Genomic DNA, 12,169 nt, shown 5'->3' with positions numbered 1-12,169 from the left:
GCTAGATCGGGTTGCCGAGTTCCTTGAGGGGAGTGCGGAACGTCTCCTTGGCGGTGAACGCGGAGATCGCGCAGATGACGCAGGCCACCGATGTCAGAATGGCAACGGGCATCCAGTGTGTCTTGTCCCCGCCCATGAGGGCGTTGCCGATGGCGGGCGCAAAGCCTGCGAGGGCGAAGCCGACCTGGGTGCCGATCGCGATGCCGGAGTAGCGGACCTTGGTGTTGAACATTTCGGAGTAGAACGACGGCCAGATGGCATTCGGGGCAGCGTAGAAGACGGACATCAATCCGATTGCGGCCAGGAAGATCAGCGGGACGTTGCCGCTGGCGATTGCGCCGAAGTACACGTAGATGAACACCGCGCTACCGAGGGCGCCACCGATGAACAGCGGCCTGCGACCGATTCGGTCGGAGAGAATCGCCCAGGCGGGCTGGCTGAGCAAGGCCACGGCGTTGGCTGCGATGGCCACCCAGAGCATGGTCGACTTCGGAATCCCCACTTCCTCGGTGGTCGCGAAGGCGAGTCCGAAGACGGAGAAGATGGTCGAGACGACGGCGATGAAAGCGCAGCAGATCACGCGAATCAGATTTGCGCTGTGGGTGCGAAGGAGATCGGCAACAGGCAATTTGGCGACGGCCTTCGACTCCTGCTGCTCGGTGAACTCTTCCGGCTCTTCGAGCTTGAGACGCATGATGTATGCAGCCACGAGAACGATCAGGCTGCCCCAGAACGGGATTCGCCAGCCCCACGTGTAGAGGATGTCGTCGGGGAGTGCGGCGATGGGCAGGAAGACGAGGCTGGCGAGGATGAAGCCGGCCTGGGTGCCGTTGAGGGTCCAGCTGCAGAAGAATGCCCGTCGACCTTCGGGAGCATGTTCGAGAGTCAGTGAGCTGGCGCCACTCTGTTCACCAGCGGCGGAGATGCCCTGAGCGATTCTCATCAGGACCAGCAGTATCGGTGCAAGAACGCCGATCGAATCCGCGCTGGGAATACATCCGATGAGGAATGTTGCTGCGCCCATCATGATGAGCGTGAGCAGCATGATCTTCTTGCGGCCGACGCGGTCACCGAAATGGCCGAGGACTACAGCGCCGAGGGGACGCGCGACGTACGCGACACCGAAGGTGGCCAGCGAAAGCAGTGCCGCATGTCCGCTGTCCGGGAAGAACACGGTGGGGAAGATGAGTGCAGCGGCGGATGCGTAGATGTAGAAGTCGTAGTACTCGAGCATGCTGCCGAGAAACGACGACGTTGCGGCGCGCTTGACCTTGGTCGTGTCCGGCCTGGCCAAGGATCCCGCCTCGGGGCCGGACGGTGTAACCGTGCTAGCTGACATGCTCATCTCCTGGGTGGAAGCGTCGTGGAGGCTCTACATCCGCCGATGGTGTTCGTCGAGGGTGTTCGTATCGAGAACGTCTGTGCGGAGAGCGATACAAGGAATGTAACCGACGCCACAGCGACTACACAAGATTATTAACCAAATAGTTCATAAAAATCTACCGGCGGACTCTTCGCACGCCGAAACCGCAGTTCAGGCGGTCAGGAGCCTGGCTGCGCGGCGGCCGCCACCAACTGCGCCACCTGTTCCTCGGTGATGCCGAGGCCGAAGGTGGCGAGTTTTCCGAGCGGCATCGAGCCTGCGAGTGCCATCATCTCGGGGCTGACCGCCTGTGCACCGTCGCCCGCTGCGGCAGCCATGGCGGCGCCGAGAACTGCGCTGCCGACGGGATGGGCGAGCCATTCGCCGATGGTCGACATGGCGTCGAGCGTGCCGACGCCGACGTTCCCGGCCAGGGTGATCGTGTCGGTGGTTGCGATGTCCCGAGACGAGAAGCCGACGCGGATCTCGTAGTCGCCAGGTTCGATCGCCCAGTCCTGCGCCGCGACGGACCAATAGGCGAATGCCCTGGTGTCGAGCGTGATGGTCACAGTCGCGGATTCGTCGGGGTCGAGGTGGACCTTGGCAAAGCCCTTCAATTCCTGCGCGGGTCGATCGATGCTTGCCGAGGCGTCGTGGACGTAGACCTGAACGACGGTGCTGCCCGATCGGTCGCCGCTGTTGCGCACGGTGACGGTCACTTCGGCGGAGTTCTCACCGGCCTCGACGGAGGTATCGGTGATGTCGAAGGTGGTGTAGCTCAGCCCGAACCCGAACGGGTACGCCACTTCGCGCAGCGCGGAGTCGTAGTAGCGGTATCCCACGTACAGGCCTTCGCCGTAGCGGACGTGCTGCTGTGATCCCGGGAAATGCAGATACGACGGATTGTCTTGGAGGCGAAGCGGAATGGTCTCCGTGAGGCGGCCGGACGGATTCGTGATGCCGAACAGAAGATCGGCAATCGCCGAGCCGCCCGCCTGGCCGAGTAGCCAACCCTCGAGGATTGCGGCGGCATGATCCTTCCAAGGCTCGGTCGAAACCACACCGCCGTTGGCGAGCACGACGACCGTGTTCGGGTTCGCGCCGTGGACCGCTTCCAGCAGGGCGATCTGGTCAGCCGGCAGTTCGATGTCGGTTCGGTCGAATCCTTCGGATTCTGTGGCGGACGGTAGTCCGAGGAACAGCACCGCGACGTCAGCGCGGCGTGCGGCGTCGACAGCCTCGGTGACCATGTCGTCGTTCGGCGTGCCGTCGAAGGTGAAGCCCGGTGCGAAGGTGACGCGGTCGGCGCCTTCGAGGTCGAGGATCGCGTCCAAGGCATTGTCGAGCTTGGTGGGAACCACCTGTGAACTGCCGGCCCCCTGGTACCGCGGGCTGCACGCGAATTCGCCGATCACCGCGACAGTTTGCCCGCCGGGGGTCAGCGGCAGTAGTTCTCCGTCGTTGGCCAGCAAGACAGCGGACTCCGCTGCAGCGGTCCGTGCCAGTTCGTGGTGACGCTCGACGTCGTACGTGTGGCCCTCGGTGCGCGCGGCGGCGGTGCGTTTCACCAGCGTAGACAGGCGCTCGGCGGCAGTGGTGAGCACTGATTCGTCCAGGTCGCCGCCGCGCACGGCGTCGACGATCTGGGTATCGGTTCCGGTCGGCGGCATTTCCAGGTCGAGGCCCGCGGCGAGTGCCGCCACGCGGTCGTTGACCGCTCCCCAGTCCGAAACGACGAGGCCGTCGAAGCCCCACTGTTCGCGGAGTACCTCGGTGAGCAGCCAATGGTTCTGGCTCGAGTACACACCGTTGATCTTGTTGTACGAGCACATGACCGTCGTCGGGGCCGCGGTCTTGACGGCGTATTCGAAGCCGGCCAGATAGATCTCGCGCAGCGTCCGTTCGTCGACGTCGGCACTGACTCTCATCCGGTCGTGTTCTTGGTTGTTGGCAGCGAAGTGCTTGAGCGAGGTTCCGACGCCGCGAGACTGGATGCCGGTGATCAGCGCTGCCGCGACGCGGCCGGAGAGGAATGGGTCCTCGGAGACGTATTCGAAATTCCTGCCACACAAGGGTGATCGTTTGATGTTGATGCCTGGGCCGAGGAGGACCGAGACCTGTTCGGCTTTGGCTTCGTCGCCCAGAGCCTCACCGACCTGGCGGATGAGGTCGAGGTTCCACGACGAGCCCAACCCGACCGCCGGTGGGAAACATGTCGCTGGAATGCTGTGGCCGAGTCCGAGTGCGTCGCCGCCCTCGGGTTGTTTCCGGACTCCGTGCGGACCGTCGGTCAGGAGTATCGATTCGATTCCGGCAACGGACTGGCTGTGCCAGAAATCCGAGCCGGACGTCAACGACGCCTTCTCCTCGAGTGAAAGCCCGTCTACGTAATTCTCGGTCACGTCATTCCTCCCGGTGGCAGCTGTGAGTTCCACTCACCACCGTAGGGGGATTTTTCGGACTTCGGGGTAGGTCAGGACGGCGCCTTCGAGGTCAGGAACGCAACAACCATGTCGCCGAGCATTGTTCGAAGATGCTCACGATGCGTCGAGTCGGTCAGATCGCGGTCGAAGAGCGCTTTGAAGGTGTACCGATTGGCGATACGAAAGACGCAGTAACTGCTGATCACCATGTGAATGTCGAGAGCATCGACGTCGGAGCGGAATGCCCCAGACTGCTGCCCGTCGTGCAGGATCTGCGAGACCAGGTCGGCGGCAGGGGCGCCGAGGCCGCTGAGTAACTCGGATTTCTCGATGTGCTCGCCGCGGAGCATGTTCTCGTTGGCCACGAGGCGAATGAAATTCGGGTGCTGTTCGTGGTGGTCGAAGGTGAGTTCGGCCAAAGCGCGGACTGCTGCCGTGGGGTTCAATCCCTCGAGGTCGAGTTCACGTTCCTGCGCACGAATGACGCTGTACGCATGCTCGAGTACCGACTTGTACAGCCCTTCCTTGTCGGTGAAGTAGTAGTAGATCATGCGCTTGGTGGTATGCGTCTTGGTTGCGATCTCGTCGACTCGGGCGCCGGCGAAGCCTTTGTCGGCAAACTCCTCGGTGGCGACGGCGATGATGTTCACCCTGGTCAGATCGCTGTTTCGGCGTCGTTTCTCCGGCTTCGACACCACGGAGTTCACTGACTGCTCGGAAACCATGTGCTCACTCTATCTGCCAGCAGTTTGTCGACCTTGCTTGTCGAGTTCGCGTCGGGGGAGTAACGTCCAGTGAACTAACTCACTAGTTCGTACATTAGTTTCGAGCGTCAACCCCGAGGTGCCCCTGATGACTCCATCTCTACCGGTTCTGGTTCTCAACGGACCCAACTTGAATTTGTTGGGCCAGCGCCAACCGGAGTTCTACGGGAGAGGCACCCTGGACGACGTCGTTTCCCGCTGTGAAGCGGCGGCCGCGAAGTTCGGCGCGGTGGTCGAGGCAAAGCAGTCGAACCACGAGGGCCAACTGATCGATTGGGTCCACGAGGCCAGGGGAAATGTCGCGGGCATCGTCATCAATCCCGGTGGGTACTCGCACACCTCCGTTGCGTTGCGCGACGCTCTGGTCACACTGGATGCCCCCGTCGTGGAGGTGCACATCAGCAACATCCACAGTCGCGAAGAATTCCGTCACCACTCGTATGTCTCCGGCATCGCCGACGCCGTCATCTGTGGATTGGGAATCGACGGATACAGCGCCGCAGTCGAATTCGTCTGCATCCGAGAAGGGAAGAACTGATGAGTGATTCGATCCTCTGCGGTCTGATCGGCACCGGAATCGGAGCCTCCTTGACTCCGATCATGCACGAGGAAGAAGGGCGCAGACAGGGCCTGCCGTACATCTACCGCATCCTCGATCTCGACGTGATGGGAATGGCGCCGTCGGACATCGGTGAACTTCTCACCTATGCACGACGTTTCGGCTTCCGCGGCCTCAACATCACTCACCCGTGCAAGCAGTTGGTGATCGAACACCTCGACGAGCTCTCGCCGGATGCGAGCAGGCTCGGTGCGGTGAACACGGTCCTCTTCGACTCCGGCAAGGCGATCGGACACAACACTGATTGGTCGGGCTTCGGCCGAAATTTCGACGACGGACTTCCCGGCGCACAGCTCGATCGTGTCGTGCAGCTCGGTGCCGGCGGAGCCGGTGCGGCGGTTGCCTATGCCGCGCTCACCCGCGGCGTCGGGACACTGACGTTGGTCGATTCGAGCCTGCCTCGCGCGGAGGAACTTGCACAAACCTTCGCGCAGCAGTTTCCGGCGCAGGTTGTCGAGGCGCGGCACACGAGCGACCTCGCCGAAGTGCTCGGCAGCGCAAACGGATTGATCCACGCGACTCCGATGGGAATGGCGGCTCATCCTGGAATGGCATTCTCGCCAGATCTGCTCCGTCCAGATCTGTGGGTAGCGGAAATCGTCTACCGCCCGCTCGAGACCGAGCTGTTGCGTCAGGCGAGGTTGATCGGAGCCCCGACGCTCAGCGGAGGCGGAATGACTGTCTTTCAGGCCGTCGACGCGTTCCGGATCTTCACGGGCATCGAGCCCGACAGTAAGCGGATGCTCGCGCACATGACGGAACTCGTGCACGGCGAACAGACTGCGGCAGCGCTGTGAGTGCCCCGGTCCGGACGTCGATCGCGACGGTATCGCTCAGTGGGACTCTCGAGGAGAAGCTCGATGCCATCGCTGCTGCCGGCTTCGACGGCTTCGAGGTGTTCGAGCCGGATTTTGTCGCTTCGCCGTGGTCCCCGAAGGAATTGCGAACGCGGGCTGCGGATCTGGGCTTGACCCTCGATCTGTATCAGCCGTTCCGTGACTTCGACACGGTGGACGAGGCCCAATTTGCTCGGAATCTTGTTCGAGTGGAACGCAAATTCGAGCTCATGGATCAACTGGGGTGCGAGACGCTCCTGGTGTGCTCCTCGCCCCTGCCGACCGCAAGTCACGATGACGGTCAGTTGACAGAGCAATTCGGAGCTCTCGCCGAACTGGCGTCCGAGCACGGCAAGAAGGTTGCCTACGAGGCGCTCGCATGGGGTGCCCACGTCAACACGTACGGTCATGCTTGGAGGATCGTCGAGGGAGTCGATCACGCGGCGCTCGGAACCTGTTTGGACAGTTTCCACATCCTCTCGCGCGGTGACGATCCCGCCGGAATTCGCGAGATTCCCGGCGAGAAGATCTTCTTCCTCCAGTTGGCGGACGCTCCGTTCTTGGCGATGGACATCCTCCAGTGGAGCCGGCATCACCGAAACTTCCCGGGGCAGGGCAGCTTCGATCTCAGTGCGTTCGCTCAGCATGTCTACGCCACCGGTTACGACGGACCGTGGTCGCTCGAGATCTTCAACGACGTATTCCGACGCGCGGACACCCAGCGGACGGCAATCGACGCTCATCGGTCGCTCCTCCATCTGGAAGAACAGGTCGCCGCCGCGAACCCTGCCGCCGGTGGACCCACGCTGTTCACCGCCCCGGAGCGCACCCCGCTCGAAGGGATCGTGTCTCTGCGAATCGCTGCGGGTCCGGCTAAACAGGACCAGGTGCACTCGATGCTCTCCCGCGTCGGTTTTCATCTGGTCGGACGGCACCACGATCACGACTTGCAGTTGTGGCGGCACGGACCGCTCACCGTTGCCGTCGACGCGACAGCGGGCACGGTGTGGACGGCGCCCGGGCTGCCCGCGGATCTGCCGGTTCTCACTCAGATCGGCATCAGGGCAACCGAACCCGAAGTGTGGGGAGAGCGCGCTCTGGCTCTCGAAGTACCGGCGACGCGCGTGCAGTTGCCCGGTTCGAGCGACGAGAACTCCGAGGTACCGGACGTCGTACGCTTGAAGGTCACCGATGCGACATCGATCGACCTTCGTGGCCCTGGCAGCGCTGCAGCGTGGGAATCGGCATTCGAGATCTACCCGCTGCCCGCCGAGCGCAATCGTGAACAGGGCGCAGTGTTCACCGGGATCGACCACGTGGCACTGGCAGTTCCGGCGGAGAGTTGGGACGGCATCATGCTGCTCCTGCGTTCCGTGTTCGAGATGCAACCGCACGAGGGGCAGGACGTCACCGATTCGGTCGGACTCATGCGGAGCCAGGCACTCACGCTCGTTCAGGACGGTGACGGACATACCCTGCGGATCTCACTGAACATGGTGGAGGGCAGTCGAAGCGGGCTGCCGACGGTCCGTCGCGGCGGCGTCAGCCACGTCGCTTTCGCGTGTGAGAACATCTTCGGTGCCGCTGCGTCCATGCAGGACTGGGGCTTTGCTCCGCTACCCATTTCCCCGAACTACTACGACGATCTGGACGCACGTTTCGGCCTGAATTCAGAACTGCTCGACCGGATGCGCAGCGCCGGAATCCTTTACGACGCTGATGCCCGCGGTGAGTTCTTCCACCTGTTCACCCCGACGGTCGGGGGAGACCTGTTCTTCGAGGTCGTGCAGCGAGTGGGTGGATACGAGGGCTACGGGGAGGTCAACTCCGCTGTGCGACTGTCGGCTCAGTTGCGCGCGAATCAGACGTGACCTCGACTCGGTGCGGGTGCGAGTAGATATTCATCGAATCGCCGCGGATGAAACCGGCGAGGGTCAACCCCGATTCCTGTGCCAACTCCACGGCCAATGACGACGGCGCGGAGACTGCGCCCAGAATCGGAATGCCCGCCATGACGGCCTTCTGGACGAGTTCGAACGACGCCCGCCCACTGACGATCAGGATCGTGTCGTAGAGCGGCACTCGGCCGTCGGTGATTGCCCAACCGATCACCTTGTCGACTGCGTTGTGCCGGCCGACGTCCTCGCGCAGCGCCAGGAGTTCGCCGGTGGCGGTGAACAATCCGGCTGCGTGCAGGCCTCCGGTGCGCTCGAAGATCCGTTGGCTCTCCCGAAGCGTGACCGGCATGGCAGACAGGACGGTGGAGGTGACGGAAGTCGTGTCACCGACCAGGGGATGCCGCGTGGTGGTTCGGACGGCATCGAGTGACGTCTTGCCGCACACGCCGCACGCGGAACTGACGACGGTGTTGCGATCGGTGGTGTGATCGGGCAACGGCACTCCGGGAGCGAGCGCGATGTCGAGGACGTTGTAGGTGTTCGCGCCGGTTTCGTCGACGCCGTCGCAGTACCGGACGACGCTCACGTCGTCGCGGGTACCGATGACGCCTTCGCTGAGAAGGAATCCGTGGACGAGGTCGACGTCGTTGCCTGGTGTTCGCATCGTCACGGCCAGCACCTGACCGCCAACCCTCATTTCGAGTGGTTCTTCGACGGCCAGCGTGTCGGGGCGCGTGACGACCCGATCACCCGAGATTCGAACGACCGGTGTTCGTGCGGTGACCCGTCCCATCTCAGGCGCCTGATGCTTCGAGTCGAACAGTGACGGCCTTCGAGACCGGCGTGTTCGACTTGGCTGCAACGTGTTCGAGGGGAACGAGCGGATTTGTCTCGGGGTAGTACGCCGCCGCATTGCCGCGGGGGGTGTCGTAGGAGACGATGCGGAATTCCGTGACCCGACGCTCTTCGAGTGTTCCGTCTGGTGTTGTCCACTCGGACACGATGTCGACGAGATCGCCGTCGTGGAATCCGAGTGCAGTGATGTCTTCGGCATTGACGAGGATGACCTTGCGTCCGCCCTTGATACCGCGGTATCTGTCGTCGAGGCCGTAGATCGTGGTGTTGTACTGGTCGTGGCTGCGCATGGTCTGCAGAATCAGGCGCCCGCTCGGAGTGGGTATCCAGTGCAGTTCGTTCACGCCGAAGTTGGCTTTGCCGGTGTGCGTGCGGAACTCACGCGAGTCACGCGGTGGGTGTGGGAGCTGGAATCCATCCGGCTGGCGAACCCGGGTGTTGTAGTTTTCGCATCCGGGCACCACTCGTGAGATGGAGTCGCGAATCAGGTCGTAGTTGCCCTCGAAGGCCGACCAGCGGACGGAGTGATCGCTGCCGAGTAGTTCGCGGGCGAGTTGGCAGATGATGGCGACTTCGCTACGTAGGTAGGGGCTGACCGGCGTGAGGCGTCCGCGCGACAGGTGCACCATGGACATCGAATCTTCCACGGAGACAAGCTGCTTTCCGCCGGCCTGGACGTCGAGGTCGGTGCGTCCGAGGGTGGGGAGGATGATTGCGGTCTGCCCGTGAACGACGTGGCTTCGGTTCAGTTTGGTGGAAACCTGAACGGTGAGTTCGCATTGGCGCAGCGCGGTTTCGGTGGCTGCGGTGTCCGGGCTGGCCTGGATGAAGTTGCCGCCCATCGCCATGAAGAAGCTTGCCTTGCCGGCATTCATCGCGCGGATCGCGTCGACGGTGTCCCACCCGTGCTTGCGGGGGCTCGAGATCGAGAACTCGGTGTCGAGCGCGGCCAGGAACTCTTCCGGCATCTTCTCCCAGATGCCCATCGTGCGGTCACCCTGGACATTGGAGTGTCCTCGCACCGGACAGACCCCGGCACCGGGTTTGCCCATCATTCCACGCATGAGCAGCAGGTTGACCGCTTCTTCGATGGTGGCGACTCCGTGTGTGTGCTGAGTGATGCCCATGGCCCAGCAGGTGACGGTTCGCTCGGATCGGGCAAGCGCGGCAGCCGTTTCCTCGAGCTGCGCCATCGACAGGCCCGTCGCCTCGAGTACCGTGTCGAGATCGACCGCGCGGATGTGCTTCTCGTATTCGTCCCAACCGGCGCAGTAGCGGTCGACGAATGCGCGATCGACCACGGTGCCGGGAGCGCGATCTTCCTGCTCGAGCAGCAGCTTCCCCAAGCCTTGGAACAGCGCCATGTCGCCGCCCAGCCGGACCTGCAGGAACTCGTCCGCGATGTCGACTCCGTGCCCGATCACGCCGGAGACTTTCTGCGGATCCTTGAACCGCCGCAATCCCGCCTCGGGGAGGGGATTGATGGCAATGATCTTGGCGCCGTTGCCCTTTGCCTTCTCGAGTGTCGAGAGCATTCGTGGGTGGTTGGTGCCGGGATTCTGTCCGGCGATGAGGATGAGATCGGCGTTCTCGAGGTCGGGAACCGTCACCGAGCCTTTGCCGATGCCGATGGATTCGGTCAGTGCGCTTCCGGACGACTCGTGACACATGTTGGAACAGTCGGGCATGTTGTTGGTGCCGTAGCTACGAATCATCAACTGGTAGAGAAACGCTGCTTCGTTGGACGTGCGACCGGAGGTGTAGAACACTGCTTCGTCCGGCGACGCGAGGCCGTTCAGATGTTCGGCGATCAGTGCGTACGCGCCATCCCAGTCGATCGGCTGGTAATGGGTTGCTCCCGGGGTCAGGACCATCGGGTGCGTCAGTCGGCCCTGTTGGCCGAGCCAGTAATCGGTCTTGCCTTCGAGGTCGGCGATCGAGTGCTCCGCGAAGAATTCAGGCGTGACCGTGCGAAGCGTTGCTTCCTCGGCAACGGCCTTCGCTCCGTTCTCGCAGAACTCGGCGGGCTTGCGATGTCCGGGAGTCTCCGGCCACGCACACCCCGGGCAGTCGAAGCCGTGACGCTGGTTGAGCCTGGTGAGCGTTCGGGCGGTCCGCAAGGCTCCCATCTGCTCGATTCCTCGTTGCAGCGACACCAGAACGGCTGGCACTCCGGCCGCGTAGTCCTTGGGGTGCGTGACTTCGAGATCCGATTCGTCGATGTCTTTCGAGGGGCCCTGGCGCGTCATGTCTCCATACTGGCCCGAACGGCGCGGTACTGCCATCGAATGGGCCGGTCGAACTCACCGGAATGCGACATTCATCGGCTAGCCTTACCTACCGAACGAGCGGACTTAAGGGGTAAGAGCATGGATCGAACGGACGCAGGTCGGCTGACCCGGCGCGGATTTCTGATCGGCACGTCGGGAGCGTTGCTGGCATTCGCCGCAGCCTGCTCCAGTTCGAACGACGAGGACACGCCCCCCAGCGGCGACTCTGCGGGATCGATCACCCACAAATTTGGGGCTACCGAGCTGCCCGAGGATCCGCAGCGGATCGTCAGTGTCGGATACAACGATCAAGATGCGATCCTCGCCCTCGGTGGGACTTTGGTCGGAACCTTCGACTGGTACGGCGATTACCCCTACGGTGTGTGGCCATGGGCGCAGCCGTTGTTGAACGGGGCGACTCCCGAGATCATCGGAACCGCGGGCACCACCATTCAGATGGAGAAGGTCGCTGCCACGACACCCGACCTGATTGTCGGCACCTACTCCGGGCTCACTCAGGCGCAGTACGACAAACTCAGTGCCATAGCGCCGACGGTGGCGCAGCCGAAGGAGTTCGCGGATTACGGAATCCCCTGGCAGAACCAGACGACCATCATCGGCGAAGCGCTGGGGCAGCAAGGAAAGGCCACCGAGCTGATCGCCGGCGTCGACAAGAAGTTCGCCGACGTGAAGACGGCCAATCCGGCGTTTGCCGGCAAGACCGTTCTGGTCGGCGCGTTGAAGGGGCCGGGGCAATTCGGGGTCTACGGACCGGAAGACCCCAAGGTGAGGTTCTTCACTGAACTCGGATTCGTGAATCCGCCTGTCACCGATCAGATCACGGGTAACTTCGCCGAGATCAGCACCGAGCAACTCTCGCTCGCGGACGTCGACGTACTCGTCTGGTACGCCGGTGGTGGCTACGGCGACAAGCTTCGGGCGGAATTGGACAAGACCCCGATCTACCAGGAGCTCGACGTCGTGAAGGACGGCCGCGCGATCATTCTGGAAGACGCTGCTGCCGAAGCCATGACGTGGAGCACCGTACTGAGCTTGCCGTATGCGCTCGAACAGATTCCGCCGCGGATTGCGGGCTTGCTCGTCTGATCGGTTCAAGGACAGCGCTGTTCAAAGTCCAGGG

At 62.8% G+C, this 12,169-nt stretch carries 9 protein-coding genes; 4 read left to right on the top strand and 5 right to left on the bottom strand.

Annotated elements, in window-relative coordinates:
- Position 1: 1 nt before the first annotated feature.
- The 3 genes from AC1DVN_RS10400 to AC1DVN_RS10390 all read right to left on the bottom strand — a co-directional run bounded on the left by AC1DVN_RS10400 (position 2) and on the right by AC1DVN_RS10390 (position 4,511).
- Positions 2-1,339, bottom strand: a complete 1,338-nt coding sequence (locus AC1DVN_RS10400; protein ID WP_020970000.1) for an MFS transporter — start codon at positions 1,337-1,339, stop codon at positions 2-4.
- A 203-nt stretch (positions 1,340-1,542) separates the two neighbouring features.
- Positions 1,543-3,765: a glycoside hydrolase family 3 C-terminal domain-containing protein gene (locus tag AC1DVN_RS10395; RefSeq protein WP_029538348.1), complete on the bottom strand. Its 2,223-nt coding sequence runs from the start codon at positions 3,763-3,765 to the stop codon at positions 1,543-1,545.
- 71 nt (positions 3,766-3,836) lie between these two features.
- A complete protein-coding gene (locus AC1DVN_RS10390; protein ID WP_269577847.1) occupies positions 3,837-4,511 on the bottom strand; it encodes a TetR/AcrR family transcriptional regulator in 675 nt (224 codons plus the stop codon).
- Between the two features lie 127 nt (positions 4,512-4,638).
- On the opposite strand from AC1DVN_RS10390, the gene aroQ reads away from it, so the two are divergent.
- The 3 genes from aroQ to AC1DVN_RS10375 are packed head-to-tail and all read left to right on the top strand — an operon-like array spanning position 4,639 to position 7,876.
- Positions 4,639-5,088, top strand: a complete 450-nt coding sequence (gene aroQ / locus AC1DVN_RS10385; RefSeq protein ID WP_046378774.1) for a type II 3-dehydroquinate dehydratase — start codon at positions 4,639-4,641, stop codon at positions 5,086-5,088.
- Entirely contained in the window at positions 5,088-5,966 is an 879-nt protein-coding gene (locus AC1DVN_RS10380; protein WP_269577846.1) for a shikimate dehydrogenase, read from the top strand. Before aroQ ends, AC1DVN_RS10380 begins: the two co-directional genes overlap by 1 nt.
- Entirely contained in the window at positions 5,963-7,876 is a 1,914-nt protein-coding gene (locus AC1DVN_RS10375; RefSeq protein ID WP_269577845.1) for a sugar phosphate isomerase/epimerase and 4-hydroxyphenylpyruvate domain-containing protein, read from the top strand. Before AC1DVN_RS10380 ends, AC1DVN_RS10375 begins: the two co-directional genes overlap by 4 nt.
- Here AC1DVN_RS10375 and fdhD read toward each other — a convergent pair.
- Positions 7,827-8,696 carry a formate dehydrogenase accessory sulfurtransferase FdhD gene (fdhD, locus tag AC1DVN_RS10370; RefSeq protein WP_020908229.1) on the bottom strand — a complete coding sequence of 290 codons (870 nt, stop codon included), beginning with the start codon at positions 8,694-8,696 and terminating at the stop codon, positions 7,827-7,829. The two genes, AC1DVN_RS10375 and fdhD, sit on opposite strands and share 50 nt — an antisense overlap.
- Before the next feature lies 1 nt (position 8,697).
- Positions 8,698-11,007, bottom strand: coding sequence for an FdhF/YdeP family oxidoreductase (locus tag AC1DVN_RS10365; protein ID WP_477993772.1), 2,310 nt, complete (start codon positions 11,005-11,007; stop codon positions 8,698-8,700).
- A 120-nt stretch (positions 11,008-11,127) separates the two neighbouring features.
- On the opposite strand from AC1DVN_RS10365, the gene AC1DVN_RS10360 reads away from it, so the two are divergent.
- Positions 11,128-12,135, top strand: a complete 1,008-nt coding sequence (locus AC1DVN_RS10360) for an iron-siderophore ABC transporter substrate-binding protein (RefSeq protein WP_019749076.1) — start codon at positions 11,128-11,130, stop codon at positions 12,133-12,135.
- Positions 12,136-12,169 lie beyond the last annotated feature (34 nt).

It is taken from the genome of Rhodococcus sp. P4_E4, from assembly GCF_056401575.1.
The sequence above is the reverse complement of the archived record's forward strand: the minus strand, read 5'-3'. Positions and strand labels throughout refer to the sequence as shown.

Excerpts from the sequence above, each read along its gene's own strand:
- AC1DVN_RS10400 (WP_020970000.1), bottom strand. The coding sequence starts at position 1,339 with ATGTCAGCTAGCACGGTTACACCGTCCGGCCCCGAGGCGGGATCCTTG.
- AC1DVN_RS10390 (WP_269577847.1), bottom strand. The coding sequence starts at position 4,511 with ATGGTTTCCGAGCAGTCAGTGAACTCCGTGGTGTCGAAGCCGGAGAAA.
- aroQ (WP_046378774.1), top strand. The coding sequence starts at position 4,639 with ATGACTCCATCTCTACCGGTTCTGGTTCTCAACGGACCCAACTTGAAT.
- AC1DVN_RS10380 (WP_269577846.1), top strand. The coding sequence starts at position 5,088 with ATGAGTGATTCGATCCTCTGCGGTCTGATCGGCACCGGAATCGGAGCC.
- fdhD (WP_020908229.1), bottom strand. The coding sequence starts at position 8,696 with ATGGGACGGGTCACCGCACGAACACCGGTCGTTCGAATCTCGGGTGAT.
- AC1DVN_RS10365 (WP_477993772.1), bottom strand. The coding sequence starts at position 11,007 with ATGACGCGCCAGGGCCCCTCGAAAGACATCGACGAATCGGATCTCGAA.
- AC1DVN_RS10360 (WP_019749076.1), top strand. The coding sequence starts at position 11,128 with ATGGATCGAACGGACGCAGGTCGGCTGACCCGGCGCGGATTTCTGATC.